At 61.2% G+C, this 16,926-nt stretch carries 14 protein-coding genes; 11 read left to right on the top strand and 3 right to left on the bottom strand.

Going from position 1 to position 16,926, the window contains the following annotated elements; genetic code table 11:
- Positions 1 to 15 precede the first annotated feature (15 nt).
- The 11 genes from ACWHTU_RS01440 (at position 16) to ACWHTU_RS01390 (ending at position 10,986) form a co-directional block, all read left to right on the top strand.
- On the top strand, positions 16 to 1,170 hold the full coding sequence (locus ACWHTU_RS01440) for a L,D-transpeptidase family protein (RefSeq protein ID WP_447861143.1): 1,155 nt from the start codon (positions 16 to 18) through the stop codon (positions 1,168 to 1,170).
- Positions 1,171 to 1,243: 73 nt separating this feature from the next.
- Complete coding sequence (locus ACWHTU_RS01435; RefSeq protein ID WP_447861142.1) at positions 1,244 to 1,846, top strand: L,D-transpeptidase; 603 nt, start codon at positions 1,244 to 1,246, stop codon at positions 1,844 to 1,846.
- A 174-nt stretch (positions 1,847 to 2,020) separates the two neighbouring features.
- Entirely contained in the window at positions 2,021 to 2,536 is a 516-nt protein-coding gene (locus ACWHTU_RS01430) for a hypothetical protein (RefSeq protein ID WP_447861141.1), read from the top strand.
- A gap of 113 nt (positions 2,537 to 2,649) precedes the next feature.
- The gene (locus ACWHTU_RS01425) at positions 2,650 to 4,410 is read left to right on the top strand and encodes a glucose-6-phosphate isomerase (protein WP_447861140.1); all 1,761 of its coding nucleotides are present in this window, start codon (positions 2,650 to 2,652) and stop codon (positions 4,408 to 4,410) included.
- A gap of 23 nt (positions 4,411 to 4,433) precedes the next feature.
- Positions 4,434 to 5,189, top strand: a complete 756-nt coding sequence (gene pgl / locus ACWHTU_RS01420) for a 6-phosphogluconolactonase (protein WP_447861139.1) — start codon at positions 4,434 to 4,436, stop codon at positions 5,187 to 5,189.
- Between the two features lie 6 nt (positions 5,190 to 5,195).
- Positions 5,196 to 6,275 carry a glucokinase gene (gene glk, locus ACWHTU_RS01415; RefSeq protein WP_447861138.1) on the top strand — a complete coding sequence of 360 codons (1,080 nt, stop codon included), beginning with the start codon at positions 5,196 to 5,198 and terminating at the stop codon, positions 6,273 to 6,275.
- The gene (gene rpiA, locus ACWHTU_RS01410) at positions 6,272 to 6,970 is read left to right on the top strand and encodes a ribose-5-phosphate isomerase RpiA (protein WP_447861137.1); all 699 of its coding nucleotides are present in this window, start codon (positions 6,272 to 6,274) and stop codon (positions 6,968 to 6,970) included. Before glk ends, rpiA begins: the two co-directional genes overlap by 4 nt.
- 46 nt (positions 6,971 to 7,016) lie before the next feature.
- Positions 7,017 to 9,803, top strand: a complete 2,787-nt coding sequence (locus tag ACWHTU_RS01405; protein ID WP_447861136.1) for a M1 family metallopeptidase — start codon at positions 7,017 to 7,019, stop codon at positions 9,801 to 9,803.
- Between the two features lie 18 nt (positions 9,804 to 9,821).
- On the top strand, positions 9,822 to 10,193 hold the full coding sequence (locus ACWHTU_RS01400) for a VOC family protein (protein ID WP_447861135.1): 372 nt from the start codon (positions 9,822 to 9,824) through the stop codon (positions 10,191 to 10,193).
- Between the two features lie 225 nt (positions 10,194 to 10,418).
- Positions 10,419 to 10,670, top strand: a complete 252-nt coding sequence (locus tag ACWHTU_RS01395; RefSeq protein WP_447863292.1) for a type II toxin-antitoxin system RelE/ParE family toxin — start codon at positions 10,419 to 10,421, stop codon at positions 10,668 to 10,670.
- Positions 10,671 to 10,680: 10 nt separating this feature from the next.
- A complete protein-coding gene (locus ACWHTU_RS01390; protein ID WP_447861134.1) occupies positions 10,681 to 10,986 on the top strand; it encodes a HigA family addiction module antitoxin in 306 nt (101 codons plus the stop codon).
- Positions 10,987 to 12,057: 1,071 nt separating this feature from the next.
- On the opposite strand, the gene ACWHTU_RS01385 is transcribed toward ACWHTU_RS01390, so the two are convergent.
- From ACWHTU_RS01385 to ACWHTU_RS01375, 3 genes are read right to left on the bottom strand one after another with little or no spacing between them, the layout of a single operon-like run.
- Positions 12,058 to 12,948: a PD-(D/E)XK nuclease family protein gene (locus ACWHTU_RS01385; RefSeq protein WP_447861133.1), complete on the bottom strand. Its 891-nt coding sequence runs from the start codon at positions 12,946 to 12,948 to the stop codon at positions 12,058 to 12,060.
- Entirely contained in the window at positions 12,945 to 15,497 is a 2,553-nt protein-coding gene (locus ACWHTU_RS01380) for a UvrD-helicase domain-containing protein (RefSeq protein WP_447861132.1), read from the bottom strand. Before ACWHTU_RS01380 ends, ACWHTU_RS01385 begins: the two co-directional genes overlap by 4 nt.
- Positions 15,498 to 15,557: 60 nt before the next feature.
- On the bottom strand, positions 15,558 to 16,295 hold the full coding sequence (locus ACWHTU_RS01375; RefSeq protein WP_447861131.1) for a hypothetical protein: 738 nt from the start codon (positions 16,293 to 16,295) through the stop codon (positions 15,558 to 15,560).
- Between the last annotated feature and the right edge of the window lie 631 nt (positions 16,296 to 16,926).

Below are 16,926 nucleotides of genomic sequence, written 5' to 3'. Positions count from 1 at the left end.
TACAATGGCCGTAACATGATGGCTGCTTCACCGGTTCAACGCTTCCGAGTCTTCTGTGTCACCTGTGTTGCCGCAGCGGCAGTGTCCGGCTGTGTCCAGACGGTTCCCGGCGACCTGGTCGAAGCGGTCGAGGCCTTGGATCGTGAGCTGGCGACTACGCGGGCGGCGGAGTTTGCGCCGGACGAATACAGCCGGTTTGCCCGGCATTGGGTCGCGTTCAAAGCCAAACTGGCGGCAGAAGAGGAGACGATTCGTTGGCCGTGGGAACCGAATCGCCTGGAGACGGAGCTGCGGACCCTCCAGGAGGAAGGCACCTGGGCGAAAAAGGAAGCGGAGCGGAACCGAGAGGCGTTGCGCGCCAAAGCCGAAACCAGGGTCGACCGAGTCGAGCGGCGGCTTCGGGACTTCCAAGTCCGGGTGAACGAGATCGAGGGACGCGCGGTCTTGGGAGCACGCTCCGTTGAAGCGGAACTGTTGGTTAGGCAGGCCCGCTCATTTCTGGAAAACGGACAATACGACCGGTCGCTGGAAGCAGCCGCGCAGGCATCCAAGTCCCTGGTTGACCAGGTAGCAGCCTTAAACTCCGCTTTAGGGCGATACGCCGATGCAGAACGGATCAACATCTGGCGCCGAATGGTCAGGCAGACGATCGAATGGTCCCGCACGCATCGAGCGCCAGCCATCGTGGTGAGCAAGGCCGATCGGATCTTGATCCTCTACAAGAACGGTCGCAAGGTGCTGTCCTACCCGGTACGCCTGGGCTACAACGGCATGCTCGAAAAACGGTTTCAGGGAGACGGTGCGACTCCCGAAGGCCGGTATCGAATCGTCAAAAAACGCGGAGAAGGCCAGACACAGTTTTATCGCGCCCTTCAGCTCGACTATCCGAATGCGGACGACCGTCGCCGGTTTCGATCGGCCCGCCGAGCCGGCGACTTCCCGACCGAAAAAGGCATCGGCGGTCTCATTGAGATCCATGGCATCGACAACCCCTTCATGAATCAGACGCTGGGGTGTATCATGTTGGAGAATCCACAGATGGAAGCGTTGTACAATCGGGTCGAGACCGGTACACCGGTGACCATCGTGGGAGCCTTGGATGTCGAGAACTCCGTCTCTTTGGTTCTGGCGGATTTGGAAGGATCGCAGAATCCCGAAGAAGAAACCTGAGCCCCGTGCCGCCCTCGACGGCGGTCGCTGCATGGCAGGCCTGCAACGGACCTTCCTGGTTTCTCTTACCTCTTTGATCGGGCTGCTGTTCTTGGCGCTGCCCCAAAGCAGCGGAGTGGCCACCTCCAACGCTCCGAGGATGCAAGAAACCCTACCGAGCGAGGAGCTCACTCTTCAGGCCCTCCGCGCGCGCCGCCTCGCACTCATTCGACAGTTGGCACAGTACAACCCGACCGGCCCCTACATTGTCGTCGACACGGCGCGTAATCGGCTTTTCGTGAAACGCAAGGATGAAATACTCCTGGCGGCGACCGCTTCAACCGGTAGCGGCACCATCCTCGACAAGCCGGGTCAGTCCGACGCCCAGTGGGTGTTCGACACGCCCCGAGGAGAGTTTGCTGTTCAGTCAAAGCTCATCAACCCGGTTTGGGTGAAACCGGACTGGGCCTTCCTAGAGGAGGGCCTGGACGTCCCCTCCGATCCTGCCGAACGGGTGGAGGCGGGGGTCCTGGGGGAATATGCGTTGGGCTTCGGCAAGGGCTATTTTATCCACGGCACCCTCTATACCCGCCTGTTGGGGAAAAACGTCACCCACGGCTGTATTCGATTGAGCGATGACGACCTCAAGGCGGTCTATCAGCTCGCCAAGATCGGCACTCCGATCATGATCTTCTGACTTCGTTGTTCGTTCCCCTTTGCCATTACGCTTCTTCTTTTTTTTTATATGATGCGCCCCTGCATCAGACCTCTCCTTGGGCTTACGTGGCTGTTCGTTGCAGCATGGTCCGCCGTCTCCCCCTGCCCCGTCGACGCGATTGAGGACCCCGCTTCGCTTCGCGAAGCCATCCGCGTGTTGCAAGAAGAACTCCGGTTGGCGGCGAAGCCCCAGATCTACCTGCTCCTGGACTTGCCCGCCAAGGCGGTCGTGATCAAAGGGCGAGGAATCGAACTGCATCGATTCCCGATCCTCGCCTGGCGTGTGTCGACCTCTGAACCGTTGGGAACAGTTTTCCGGCTCCGAAGAAGACCGCCAATCATACGTCCGAAAGCCGCGATCGCCGAAAATCCTCAACAGGACCCGATCGAGCTCACGGACATGCCTGTCGCCTTTACGCTGCGGTTCGACCCACCGCTGACCATTTGGATCACGCCCCCGGCGCGGGAAAATCCGTGGCGCTGGGCCAGCAGCCGGGGTGAAGAATGGTGGACCAGGCTTCGATCCTGGGCAGCGACCCTGCTCTCGACAGACCCGCCCGACCCGGAACCGTCTCTCCGACTCACACTTTCGACCGACGATGCGCGCTCGTTGGCGTGGTCGGTGACGGACGGTCTGCCCGTGCTGATCGTCCGTTCGCACCCGGAGTAAGGCGACGGACCACCCTCCGCCCCACCACCGTTTGCGTTTTCAAACCACGCATCCTAAGATAACCAAACTCGGACGTGGAAGGACACGTGCGTCGTTTGCGCACGGAGGCAAGCTTGCGGACATCGTCACGCCTGTCAGCGCAACAACCACTTCAGACCATCATTCGATCCGCGTTGGAACAACTCGCCGACGAACAGGTCGTCGAGCGACTGTGGGCCAAAGACCACACCCTGTGGAAACCGGACCCGACGGAGATCGACAACCGGCTTGGCTGGTTGACCGTGGTGGAACAAATGCGCGAACAGGTCGGTGCGCTCCGGACCTTCGCCCAATCGGTCAAGGATTCAGGCTTTCGAGACGTGGTCCTGCTCGGCATGGGAGGAAGCAGCCTCGGTCCGGAAGTCCTTCGTCGCGCACTCGGATCGACGCGCGGATTCCCGCGCCTGTGGGTGCTCGACTCCACGGTACCGCAAGTCATCCGCGAGGTGACGGACGCGGTCCGCCCCGCCCAGACCCTCTTCATCGTGGCCAGCAAGTCCGGCGGCACGATCGAAGTGATGTCGCTCTTCGCCCACTTCTGGGAGTTGGTCGCCCGGACGAAGGGAGCCCGCGGCGGAACGCAGTTCATCGCGATCACCGATCCTGGTACCAGCCTGGAAAAGTTGGCGGGCGAACGCGGATTCTGGCAGACCTTCGCCAATCCGCCGGACATCGGAGGGCGGTATTCCGTCCTGTCCTATTTCGGCCTGGTACCTGCGGCGCTAATGGGACTGGATCTCGCCGGATTGTTGGACCGGGGAACCGCCATGGCGGAGGCCTGTCGGTGCCACGCTCCTCTGGACCGGAATCCGGGCGCCTATCTCGGCGCAGTCATGGGAGCGCTGGGCCGGCAGGGACGGGATAAGGTCTCTCTCCTTGTCTCTCCCGGGATCAGCGGTTTCGGTTTGTGGGCCGAACAACTGCTGGCTGAAAGCACCGGCAAGGAAGGCAAGGGCTTGGTGCCAGTGGCGGATGAACCGTTGAGCCGTCCGGCGGTCTACGGAAACGATCGCCTGTTCGTGTATCTCCGGCTGAAAGGCGACAGGAACGACCGTCTCGATCGTCACGTGATGGCCCTCGAACGGACCCGGCAGCCGGTTGTTCGACTCGAACTCCGCGACCGCTACGATCTCGCCGCGGAGTTTTTTCGCTGGGAATTCGCCACCGCGGTCGCCGGCTATTTCCTCGGCATCCATCCTTTCGATCAGCCCAACGTGCAGGAGAGCAAGGACAAGACAAAGCGGGTGTTGCAGCAAGTGGAAGCCACCGGCCGGTTGCCTCGGCAGCGCGAGGCGTCCGTCGCGGCAGCGGCGGACACGATCCTCCGACGGACAGCTCCGGGACGGTATGTCGCCGTCCTGGCGTACGTACCACCCTCACGCCGAGTCGAAGCGGCGATTCAGTCGCTCCGTAAGACCATTCTCGCAACCGCGCAGGTGGCCACGACCGCCGGCTATGGTCCGCGCTATCTCCATTCCACCGGCCAACTGCATAAAGGTGGACCGAACACCGGGTTGTTTCTGCAACTGATCGACGAGATGACGCCGGACCTGGCGATTCCTGGCAAACCCTACACGTTCGGCACGTTGGCACGGGCACAGGCGCTCGGCGACCTGCAATCCTTGTTAGCCCATGGGCGGACGGCCGTCAGCGTGAATCTGGCCCGGCGGCCTCTGGCAACGATCAAGGCCTTGGCGCAAGCCTTTCGAGCACTCACTGTGAAGCGTCGCCGCGCGCAGCCCGGCGGACCGCGTACGACTACCGGAACCCATTCTTCCTCGCAGGGAGGACTGCGTCAAAAACCGCAGAAGACAACGGCAGCCAAACGACCATGAGTGCCACGCCGGAAATTCGAATCATGACCGATGCCGAGGAATTGGCCCAGGAGGCCGCCGAACTCTTCGTGTGGCTGGGCGAACAGGCGATCAAAAGCCACGGGCGCTTCCTCGTGGCCCTCTCCGGAGGCTCAACCCCGCAAGCCCTGTATACGATGCTGGCCGGTCCGGAATTTTCAGCCCGACTGGAGTGGAGTCGTGTCAGGTTCTTCTTCGGCGATGAGCGCTGTGTGCCGCCGGACCATCCCGAAAGCAATTACGGCATGGCCAACGCAATTTTGTTCCAACCATTGAAAATCCAGGCCGACCAGGTGTTCAGGATGAAGGGCGAAGACAGCGACCCCGATCGGGCAGCCCGCCACTACGAGGCATTGCTGAGACAAGAATGCGGAACGGCAGAGGCGGCGTGGCCAACCTTCGATGTGCTGTTGCTCGGACTGGGCGAGGACGGTCATATCGCCTCGCTGTTCCCCGGGACGGATGCCCTGAACGAGCAGACACGCTGGGTGGTCGCGGCGAAGTCGCCCCGAGGCGTTGTGTCACGGTTGACCCTGACCTTGGGCGTCATCAATCACGCCGGCGCCGTGATCTTTCTCGTAACCGGCAAACACAAAGCCGGCGTTGTTCGAGCCGTGCTGGAAGGGCGGGATCCGCAAACCGCCCGCTTGCCGGCCGCGCTGGTTCGTCCTCAACAGGGACGGCTCATCTGGTTTCTGGATCAGGCAGCCGCGTCGGAACTCACGATCGCCAGGCAAGGGATCACATCTCGCGAGGAGTAGGAGTCCATGATACTCGCCGGAGACATTGGAGGCACGAAAACCAACCTGGCCTTGTTTGACTGGAAAACCGAGCGTGTGGACCCGGTCCGCGAGGAAACCTTTCTGAGCGGCGACTACAAGGCGCTGGAGGAGATCCTGACGGAGTTTCTCACGCCGCCGGCCAGGCCCACGATCTCGGAAGACGCGGAACACCCAGACGATAGGGAGGCGGCCGCAACGCAGCCGCAAGAGCCGCTGCCTCCGGAACCTCTCGTCATCGACGCCGCCTGCTTCGGGGTGGCGGGACCCGTCATCGACAACCGTTGCCAGACCACGAACCTCCCGTGGGTGGTCGATGGGACAGCGCTGGGAAAACAATTTGGCATTCCACAGGTCTGTCTCCTTAACGACCTGGAGGCCACTGCCCATGGGATTTTGTTGTTGCGACCGGATGAAGTCGAAGTCCTTAACCAGGGGAACCCGCCCAAAACCAAGCGGGCCCTGGCGCTGATTGCGGCGGGAACGGGCTTGGGCGAAGCGATCCTCTTCTGGGACGGCAGCCGCTACCGACCGATGCCGTCGGAAGGCGGCCATGCGGACTTTGCGCCGAACAGTGACAGCGAAATCGACCTCCTGCGACATCTGCGCGTGAGCTATCTCCATGTGAGTTACGAACGCGTGCTCTCTGGCGCGGGGCTGCACGCGATTTACGAGTTTCTGCGTGACACGAAAAGAAATGAGCCGACCTGGCTCGCGGAGAAGATCAAAGTCGGCGATCCCGCCGCCGTCATCGCCGAGGCGGGATTGAAAGGCCAGGCGGAGATCGCCAAACAGGCGTTGGATCTCTTCGCCTCCATCTACGGGGCGGAGGCCGGCAACTTGGCACTCAAGGCGCTGGCGCTCGACGGCGTCTATGTCGCCGGCGGGATTGCCCCCAAGCTGATCGCGAAGCTCAAAGACGGCACGTTCCTGAAAGGCTTTACCAACAAAGGCCGGTACAAACGGCTGATGAGCGGGATTCCGGTCAAGGTGGTCATGAACGAGAAAACCGCCCTGCTCGGCGCGGCGGCCTATGCGGCCGGGCTCGTCCACGGTGTTCGTTCATGAACGCGGCGCATGATCTCGACGCTCTGAAGCGGGCCGCTGCGCGCAAGGCCATCGAGTTTGTCCGCGACGGGATGATCGTCGGATTGGGCACCGGGTCGACGGCGACCCATGCGGTGCTCGGTCTAGCGGAGCGGGTCAAAGCGGGCCTGAAGATCCGAGGTGTGCCGACCTCGCGCGAGACCGCCGAACTGGCCAGGCGTCACGGCATCGATCTGATCGAAACGGACGACGCGTGGTCGATCGATGTCGCGATCGACGGCGCCGACGAGGTCGATCCGCGCTTGAACCTGATCAAAGGCGGAGGCGGGGCGCTGCTCAAGGAAAAGATCGTCGCGGCCGCCGCGCGCCGGCTGATTATCGTCGTGGACCACACCAAACGGGTCCCTGCGCTCGGCACCACCTTTCCTCTGCCGATCGAGGTGGTCCCGTTCGGCTGGGGGAGCACCGCCCGCCAACTCGAAACGGTGGGCGGCAGAGCGGTCCTCCGCCGGCGCAACGGCGAAATCTTCCGGACCGAAGCCGGGCATTATATTCTGGATCTGCACCTCGGCCGGATCGACCGACCGGCTGAACTGGAGACGCAACTCAATCTGATCCCCGGCGTGGTCGAAACCGGCCTGTTCGTCGGCCGGACCAGTTTGCTGATCGTTGGCACCCCGAATGGTATCGAGGTGCACCACCCGCCAGGGGCGTGAACAGGCGCCGATGCGGAGTCAGGGCCGGCCCGGCGCACGTTCATCGATGACCCGAGAAAGACCGACGTCCCCTGACGTGACGCGTCGGGACATCCTGCGGCAGACATTGAGCAACGCGGGCCGGCTGATCGCCGTCGCAGGCATCGGGCGCCTGGTATGGTTGAGCGGCGGCCGCCGTGCGGACGGCGCCGGGCTGGACTCTCCGCGACCGCCGCGGGAAGCGCCCGAAGAGTCACCGACAAGGAGGAGATCTGTGGATCCGTATCGGTTGCCGAGACACGTCATCCCGAGCCGGTATGAGCTCACGCTCGAGCCGGACCTCACCACGTTTGCGTTCACCGGGCAAGAAACGGTCACGCTGACCGTCCGGCAAGTGACGACGGAACTGGTGCTCAACGCCGCCGACCTGGCGGTGACGTCCGCGCGCATCGAGAACGACCACGGCGCGGCGTACGACGGCACGGTTGAATTGGAGGAAGCGCTGGAACGCTGCCGCATCGGATTTCCCGCCGCCCTTCAACCCGGCGACTGGCGGCTGAGGCTGACCTTCAACGGCGTGCTGAACGAAAAGCTGCGCGGCTTCTATCGCAGCAGTTACAAGGACCAGGCCGGGACCGTGCACTGGCTGGCTGCGACGCAATTCGAAGCGACCGACGCGCGACGTGCGTTCCCGTGTTGGGATGAACCGGACTTCAAGGCGGTCTTTGCGACGACGCTGGTGATCGACCCGGCCCTCACGGCCGTGTCCAACACCAGGGTCCTCTCGGAGCGGCGGGACGGCGGTAAGAAAGTGGTGCGGTTCGCGGACACGATCCGCATGTCCACTTATCTCGTCGCTTTTGTGGTCGGAGAGCTGGAGGCGACGGATCCGGTCACCGTCGGCCAGACGCCGTTGCGGGTCTGGGCCGTCCCGGGCAAGCGGCACCTCGCCCGGTTTGCGCAGGAGATCGGAGCCTTCTCCCTGCACTTCTTCGAGGAGTATTACGGCATCCCCTACCCTGGCGACAAGCTGGACCTGATCGCGATTCCGGACTTCGCCTCGGGCGCGATGGAAAACCTCGGCGCGATCACGTTCCGGGAAACCGCCCTGCTGGTGGATCAGCGCACCGCGACTCACGCCGAACTTGAACGGGTGGCCGACGTCGTCGCGCACGAGAACGCCCACATGTGGTTCGGTGACCTTGTAACCATGTCCTGGTGGAACGGTTTGTGGTTGAACGAAGCGTTCGCGACTTTCATGGAAATGTTGGCCGTGGACGCCTGGAAACCGGAGTGGCAACGCTGGACGACCTTCAGCGCCTCCCGCGCCGCTGCGCTGTCGGTCGACGGCTTGCACAGCACCAGACCGATCGAATATCCGGTCCGCGCACCGAAGGACGCCGACGCCATGTTCGATGTCCTGACTTATGAAAAAGGCGCGGCGGTCCTGCGGATGTTGGAGCAACATCTTGGCCCGGCCGTCTTCCGTGACGGCGTCCGGGACTATCTCCACGCCCACGCCCACGCCAATGCCGACACCGGCGACCTCTGGACATCGCTGGGGAAAGCCGCCAAGCTGCCGGTCCCCGACCTGATGGATGCGTGGATCTTCAAACCGGGCTATCCGCTTATCAGCGTCACCCTGAATACGCCGTCCGAACTGGTCATCGCACAACAGCGCTTCACGTACCTACCCGAACCTCCAGCCGGATCCGACTCCGGCGGCGAGCGGGACCAGCGGTGGCAGGTGCCGATTCAACTGCGGATCGCCGCCGGCGGCCAGACGGAAACGAGGCGCCTGCTGCTCAAGGATAAGGAGACCACTCTAGCCTTGCCACCCGGCTTCGAGTCGGTGTTGCTGAATGAAGGCGGCCACGGCTTTTACCGCGTCCGCTATGCCCCGGAGCTATTGAAGCGACTAATCCCGCTCTTGCCGGACCGGCTGGCGCCAACCGAACGGTTCAACCTGATCAACGACGCCTGGGCCGCAGCCGTCGCGGGCCTGATGCCGCTCGACGACTACCTTGATCTGACCGGCCGTTTCAAAGCGGATCGGGACAAGAATGTCTGGACGCTCCTGCTCGACTCGTTCCACCAACTCAACCGCATCGTCGAGTCAGGCGACCGTCCCTTGCTCGAAGCCTTGGTTCGGGATCGAGTGGCGCCGGCGGTCGAAGATCTCGGCTGGGCGCCGCGGCAAGATGAGAACGAACTGACCCGCCAACTGCGCGGCGAACTGATCCGCGCCTTGGGAACTCTCGGAAACGACCCGGCCGTACAAACGCGCGCGGCCGAGTTGTATCAAACCTATCGGGCAGATGCAGGTGCGGTGGATCCGAACGTGGTACCGGCGCTCGTGGCGATCCTCGCCCACACCGGCGATGAGTCGCGATATCACGAATTCTCCGAACGGTTTGCCAAGGCCGCCACGCCGCAAGAAGAGCGGCGCTATCTCTTCGCCCTGGCCGCGTTCCGGCAGCCTGAACTCTTGGAGCGGACGCTGGCGCGGACCCTCAACGGCGAGATCCGAACGCAGGACGGCCCGTTCCTCGTCGGCGCGATCCTGGGCAGCGTCTACGGCCGCGAGCTGGCGTGGAACTTCGTGAAGATCAATTGGGACACGATGGATCGGCTGTTCCCCAAGAACGGCCTGCGCCGCATGTGCGGCGGCATCGTCGGTCTCGCGACGGCTGAACTCGAACGCGACGTCCGTGAGTTTTTCACCTCGCGCAAGATCGACCTCGGCGGCAAAACGCTGGACCAATATCTCGAGCAACTGCGCGTCGTCGTGCGGTTCCGCGAGCGCAGCGGCGCGGCGCTCCGCAGCTATCTCCAACGGTTCAACGCCGCGTAGGTTAGGAGGGAAATCCCCATGGTCACAGCCATTGCCTTCATGATGTATCCGGTCACTGACATGTCGCGCGCCCGGCGTTTCTATGAGGAAGCACTGGGCTTGAAACTCGCCAGGATCATGGAGGAAGGCGGACAGGCCTGGGCCGAATACGACCTGCCCGGCGGGACGTTCGCGATCACCACCTTCGCGGAAGGCGTCCATCCGAGCGCTGAGGCCGGGGGGAGCATCGGGTTCGAGGTCGACGACGTGGATGCGCTGATCGCCAAGCTCCGCGCGAGAGGCGTGACCGTCAAAGTCGAGCCCTTCTCCACGCCCGTCTGTCGGATGGCTGTCGTGCTCGACCCCGAAGGCAACGCGGTGACGCTGCATCAGGTGACGAAGGCGTGGTGAGGAAGGGGTGACAACTTTCACTCTTCTCTCTCCAGGTGCCGGGTGAGCAACTGTTTTGGGGTGTCAAGAGATCATGCAGGGTTTCACGATGACGTCACAAACCGTTAACGCCCGCATTGAGTCTAGGCGCGGCGTTCGTGAAGACCTCCGACTTCTGGGCTACCGCTCCCCGAGTGGTATCGAAAGCCAACAAAGACTCCCGGTACATTTTCTTCGTCCAAGGGTCTGAAGAAGCTCTTCGAGGAGGATGATCGGCGAAAGCTGCCGGCGGCGCACAGTGACAAGATCGCGCGGATACTAGCTCGACTGAATGAGGCCGTAACCGTTCAGGACATGGACCTGCCGGGGTACAGATTGCATCTGTTGAAAGGCGAGTTGGCGGGGTTCTGGTCGGTGTCCGTGTCGGGAAACTGGCGGATCATTTTCCGATTTGAGAACGGCGCGGCGTATGATGTGGACTTGATTGATTACCATTAGGAGAACTGCCATGCGTATGAAGAACCCTCCCCATCCTGGACTGTCGGTGCGGCATGACTGCCTTGAGCCGCTGGGACTATCCGTGGCAGAAGGCGCGAAGGTGCTGGGGATCACGCGGCAGGCGATGCATAACCTGGTGACCGGCAAAGCGGGGATTTCGGCAGAAATGGCAATCCGGCTGGACAAGGCGTTCGGCGGCGGTGCGGAGACGTGGCTGCGGATGCAGGCGGCCTACGACCTAGCACAGATGGAAAAGAAGGCCGGGAAGATCAAGGCCAAGCGTGTGGCAGAAGCATCCAGACCTGTGCATGCATGAGGCGGGGTCCGACGACGGGGACGATGATCTCATGGCCGGCGCAAATTAAGGGGTCGAGGAAGTTAAGGGGTCGAACCCCTTTATTTCCTCTTGATTTCTCTGCTTTTCCTTTCAGGGACTCAGATGACTCTGAGTCGAGGTGAACCCTTCGCGCGATCATGCATGAGGAAGTACCCTAATCCCCCCTCACTGGTAAGCGGTATGGTTTTTTTGTTCGGTCCGATCATGTACCAATCCCCCTTTACATCGCATACCACTCTTATCCACTTGATGCGGTTGCGAGACCAGCGGGGAGCCTCTAGATTACGGAGGTCCCCTCGCGTTACTACGATCATGTTCGTCCCGCACTGGAGGCATACACACAACCGTTTGCGTGGCCACTCGATAGAAGAAACGTTAAAGAACCAGCTTCTTCCCTTTTTGGTACGTGTTTCGCGGCTATACTTGAAAATGAGTTCAAGGCGGTCATTCACGACCCAACGCGAGGCTCGTTGCCTCGTGATGGTCCTAAATTTAGGGTGTGTCATCCATGCCATCAGCATCAGCCCATACCACCGATCGCTTTCCTTTAATACAACGCGCCGCATAGAGTCCTTCTATTCCAGATTTGAGGAGGAGGTGTGATCGACGGGGAGTTCGTTTCTCGAACGTTTCTCCAATTATTTTTAACAAATGACGCTGGCATTCCAACACATCTGATAAGGAATAGGCTTCCCTGTCTGTCCTATCACCCTCGGTGTTGGGTGACTATGGTTGTTGAACAGGTGCTACAACACAAAATCATATTCAGAACCTACAATGCTTGATGGGTGGTGCGCTTGCCACAGGTCATCAAGGTGTCCCCGTTCTGCCTTTTACCAACCCCAGGCGATCAATCAGCTCTACCAGATGGACCGGCATGCCTTGCAGTGGAGAACCCTCTTCTCATGGCGCCCGGTTTGATTACGGCAGATTGGACATTAATGGCCTTTTGTTCCACTCTTGCAGCGTTGGTGCATCTGAACCTTCTCCAGAAAGTCTCCTCGCGCCGATACGCTCTGAGGGGCAAGCCCTGTTTTACGGCGCGTTGTCTCAGAATTCTGCCAAGTTGTCTTCGATCCAAGCGTCTAGTTCTTGTTCGGCTGCATCATCCCGCATGCCGGGAGTTTTCCGTTTGCTCCGCGGCCCACCCTGACCTTCCTGGTATGCTTGATACGAGTCGCAACTGAACCGGGCGTCGCAGTTTCGGCAATGGATTTCAGCAAATGTCGGCTCGCGATCAAGACCGCCTCCAGGCGTGTCTCCGTGGTCCTTCTTGCGTCGAGTACCGTGTGGCTTGCCGAGTTTGTCAACCGGTGGCGGCGCGAACTTGCCGTCCTCGATCTCATCCACGCATCGGCCGAAATCCTCGATCGTGCGGGCGACCTCGTCCTCGTCGAACGGCAGATCAACGACTGGATCCCAGGCCGCCATGGCGGCGTTGATCGCCTTCGGAGCGCGTGCCTTGAGCGCCTCGCGGAGTTCGGGTGGCAAGCGTGTGGCGATGATCGCCGTCCCATCGAGACCCTGGTTACGCAATCTCTTCCAGATGTACGCGTAAACGTTGAGCTGCTGTTTGTATAGCTCGCTCTCGGCACGGACCTCGCTCTCCTCATGGGTCTTCAGATCGTACATCAGGACTTTATTCCCCTCCCGCACGATGTCCACGACTCCCTCAAGGACGAAGGGGCGCCCCTTCGGCGTTTTGAGGCCGGGAAGTGCGAGCTTAACCTCGGTCTCGGTGACCAAGGTCGCGATCGCCTTGAGCTTGCGCCAGTAGCACAGCACCTGATCCAGCGCTTGACGCTTCGCGCCCTCGGCGAGCACGTGCCCACCTTCCTGGCGGAGCAGATCGTGGTTCCTCTCGAAGAACTCGCGGATCCGCTCCTCGACCTCGGCGTCGTGTATCACGCGATCAACGGACTTTTTCGCCTCGCGGCTCACGACACCCGCCTCCCGGCCTCGGCCTGAGCCCGAAGCCACTGATGGAGATCCTCAATCGTCCGATGGACCAAGCTGCCGAAAAACATCGTCTGCGCGCGCGTCGGCGCGAAGTCGTAGTGCCGGTAGAACATGTAGCGTCGCGGGCAGGCGCGATACGCGAGGTAGTCGCCAGTGTACGAGTACGTCTTCGGCAGCTCCTCCTCGTGCTTCGGTTCCGCACGGGGGATTTTGTCGAGATCAAGATCTGCGATGCGCGGGAAGTCGTCGTCGAGGAGCGTCGCGAACGGCTCGTTCAAGTGCTGGCCTTGGCCCTGGTAGTGACAGAGCACGAGCAGGTTCTTGGGCCGCGAGAGCGCGACGTAGAACATCCGGGCGGCATCGAACGTTGCGATCCGGTCGAGCGGTTCGCCCTGGCGGCTATCGAGCAGCGGCCGGACGATCTTTTCGATCTTCTGCTCCAGTTTCTTCTTGCGCGGGTTGCCGAGCACCACGACGGGAAACTCAAGTCCCTTTGCCTGATGCACCGTGAGGAACGGGATTCGCCCCTTGGGGAAGGGATCGTCGGCGTCCTCATACTCCGACTCACCACGTCGCCACAGAGCGTAGACGAACGAGTTGAAGAAGGTCCGCACGAATTTCCTGCCTTGGAGGAAAGAGGCCGAGAGAACCGCACTCTTCTGCCGCGCCTGGAAGCGCGCCAGGTATTTTGAGATCAGGGCGAGGTTGCACAGGGGCCCTTCGTCCCCCTGTGCCGCGAGGTCGAATGCAGGGCGGAAGTGCTGGAACCCCGTGAGCTCGTAGAAGATGTCGAGCACGCCCCAGTCGAGCGTGGTCATGCGGTTCACGACGTAGTCGACCGTGAGAGGGCGTTCCGCCCGTCGCCGAGCTTCGATCAATCGGCGCAAGCCACGGCGCACGTAGCCCGTCGCTCGCGGCGACAGATCCTTCACCTTGACCATGCGGGCGACAATCGTGTCGATGATTGGCTCTGCGAGATTCTGCTCGCCCACAGCGGCGACGAGGAGTTGGCGATCGGCGATCGCGCGGTCGATCTGCTCCTGGCGCTCCTTGATGAACGCCGTGAGCGCCCGGTCCTCGCGCACGATCACCTTCCCGCGTTCATGTGCTCGCGTCACCCAGTCGAAGAACTGATGCATCCCCGGGCTTGCCGCTCCACCCGCGGGGCTCCCGAAGAGCACGAGGAGCACACCGAAGACGTCGAGTGCCTCCTCCACATCGAGGAACTGCCCGGCGCGCGGCGCATAGACCTTCAGTTCTTTCTTCTCCAGAGCGGTGATCATCCGCTTGACCTGGTTGCTCTTCAGGCTCGGGTAGAGGAACGCGATCTGGTTCGGGTCTGCGACCTTCTTCTCATCGAGGAGCCGGCGGACAAGCCCGGCCACCTCGGCGCAGACGTCGTCGGGGTGTGCCGGTGCGCTCGCGACGACGGCGGGCGTGTCGTCCTTGCTGTGCGCGACGATCGTCTTGCTCTCGATACGGTAGGAGCCCTTCTTCCCGGGTCCCTTGCTCCAGTCGAAGTGGGGGTGCCGGATGAACTCGGAGTAGAACTCCACGATCTTTCGCTGCGAGCGGTAGTTCGTCCCAAGGTTGATCGTGCGCGGGGCTTGACCGAGGTGCTCACGGCAGCGGTCCTCGAACTCCACGAGGTTCTCGACGGTTGCTCCGCGGAAGCGGTAGAGCGCCTGATCATCGTCGCCGACGACGCAGAGGTTCTGGTAGCCGCCGGCCAAGTGGAAGAAGAGCGACTCCTGGACGTGGTTCGTGTCCTGGTACTCGTCCACGATCACGTGACGCAGGACACGGCTCGTGACGTCGTTAGCACGGCAGTGCTCGAGCGCTGCCTGCTGGAGCAGCGATAGATCAGCGACACGAAGATCGCGGTACGCCTGATACATCAGGAGTAGCTTCTGAAGAGTGGCGTCGGACGTCTTACCAGCAGCCTTGCCGGGATCGAGGCACTCCTCGCTGAACCGGTTGAAGAGCGAGATCGCTGCTGCGACAGCCTCGTGGCGCGACTTTGATCGACGCCCGGTGAGGTATTGCGTGATTGTCTCGCTCTCCTCGCGCTCGAACCCGCCGGCCTTAAGCAGATCGTCCCACCGATCGTGCACAGTGAAGTACTGGTCCAGCTCATCGACTAAGGGGACGTTCCCGGGGCGTGCTCTGCCGCGCGAGAAGCGGCGATCGGCAAGGATGCGCTGGCAAATCGAGTGGACCGTACCGATCGGCATGGGCGAAAGGTCATAAGGGCGCCCGGTCAGCTTTGTCACTTCCGAGAGATATGCTATGAGGCCTTGACGAAGTTGCAGCGCAGCCTTCTCGGTGAACGTGCCAAGGAAGATCTCCTCCGGTGGCACCTCGTGGAAGACGATCAGGTTCAGCGTACGCCAGAGGAGCACGCGCGTCTTACCCGTCCCCGGTCCCGCCGTCAGGAACAGCGGCCCGTCCGTGTAGAGGATCGCCTCGCGCTGTGAATCATTTGGTTTAAAACCGGCCTTCTCCCAAAGAGCCTCAATCTGTAACGCCATACAGTATGCTCTTCCTGGACCAAACGAATGTAGGATATGATGCTATGTGATCTCGTCGGCTCAACGTTTTAATCTCCGGTGGTACCCGCAGAATCCGTAGTTGCCTGGTGTTGCTGGATGGTGACATACCTTGCATTGTGGTACCTCCTCGAAAGATTCCGAGTTGCCGTTTCGATGCGGGAGAGTTTTCGGTGAAAACCATTCGTGCTCAGCCCTCTCTTCGGGGTGCATGAATAATTGCGACGCTTCCCGCATTGCCTCAGCATCCTCAAAGCACCCTTGATCAACGAGGTCACCTACGGCGCGCTTTCGCTCTTCGTCGGTTGGCTCAAAAGTCGGCCGGCCTCTGCGCTTCCGCGCGACGAGGTAAATCGCCGTCTCTCGAGTATCCGACCACCGGCCTGCGCCTCCTGCGGCCACATTGGCACAACAGAGCACACGACGTTTTTCTAGAAACCGGATGAAGCGCTGAGCCGTTAATTCCCACTTTTCGGTACGGATCAAGGATTTACGTGTCCGGAATGTCACCATGGCAATGGTTGATCTCCACTCCTCGAACCGGAAACGGCCGTCTTCCCAGCGCTGCCGAAGGCGTGGCGGTTTAGCCGCTGCACGACCAAGATAGACCTCTACTTGAGAGAGCTCGCAGCCCATGATGTCGGGCAAGCCGTGGATGGCACGCATGACCGAGTCAACTGCCTCGCGCAGGCTTGATACCTGTGGAGCTTCCGTGAGAAGTTGCTCCAAGGACTCATTAGACAACGAGTCTAGTTTAGCCAGGGGGACGACCTTTGCCATTCGCGTTCCCTCCTGTCCGCGCGGTGATGTCTAATCGAAAAAAGATTGTTTCTACCTTTTGCCAAGCGCCTTAACTGTACAGGCCGGCCCTTCTACAAGACTTCACCTTCAATTCATCCGGCCACGGTGGTGGTCCCAGATCTCCACTTTGTCCCTGAATCGCTGCGCTCACCAACGCAGTTCGAGCGAATCCTTGACGACGAAACGATGGTGGACAGCTTATCAATATCTTCAATATCTCGCTGAATGGTCCGAACATTGGCTTAAAACCCCTTCGTCCAGAACGCGTCCCTAAGCGCGCGCGTCCCCACCTTGCCAGCGACTCGGGGAAGCGCCGCATCATGCTTCACTGCCGATGAGTCCTGTCGGTGAGTTTTCTCCATTGCGACTGTGCACGTTATCGACCTCTGCGACCTATGTTGAAGCAGAGGCCCGCTGCGCTACAAGCAAATTCACGTTTTCTTCAGCAACGAGTGCTGCGCGATGAACCGCCTGGCGCTGGTACGAGAACCTCGATACCAAGTCTGTCAGGAGTTGCACCGCTGGCTGTCTCGGAAGAGGATCGAGCCAAGTTCCTAAAGATCATCTAAGGACTTTGGCTCGCCCTGACCGCGTGAAAATGCGGGTGGTG

Source organism: Nitrospira calida (genome assembly GCF_976986435.1).
The sequence above is the reverse complement of the archived record's forward strand: the minus strand, read 5'-3'. Positions and strand labels throughout refer to the sequence as shown.

Coding starts and splice junctions, on each gene's coding strand:
- ACWHTU_RS01440 (WP_447861143.1), top strand. CDS start 16: ATGATGGCTGCTTCACCGGTTCAACGCTTCCGAGTCTTCTGTGTCACC.
- pgl (WP_447861139.1), top strand. CDS start 4,434: ATGACCGATGCCGAGGAATTGGCCCAGGAGGCCGCCGAACTCTTCGTG.
- glk (WP_447861138.1), top strand. CDS start 5,196: ATGATACTCGCCGGAGACATTGGAGGCACGAAAACCAACCTGGCCTTG.
- rpiA (WP_447861137.1), top strand. CDS start 6,272: ATGAACGCGGCGCATGATCTCGACGCTCTGAAGCGGGCCGCTGCGCGC.
- ACWHTU_RS01405 (WP_447861136.1), top strand. CDS start 7,017: ATGACCCGAGAAAGACCGACGTCCCCTGACGTGACGCGTCGGGACATC.
- ACWHTU_RS01400 (WP_447861135.1), top strand. CDS start 9,822: ATGGTCACAGCCATTGCCTTCATGATGTATCCGGTCACTGACATGTCG.
- ACWHTU_RS01390 (WP_447861134.1), top strand. CDS start 10,681: ATGCGTATGAAGAACCCTCCCCATCCTGGACTGTCGGTGCGGCATGAC.
- ACWHTU_RS01380 (WP_447861132.1), bottom strand. CDS start 15,497: ATGGCGTTACAGATTGAGGCTCTTTGGGAGAAGGCCGGTTTTAAACCA.
- ACWHTU_RS01375 (WP_447861131.1), bottom strand. CDS start 16,295: ATGGCAAAGGTCGTCCCCCTGGCTAAACTAGACTCGTTGTCTAATGAG.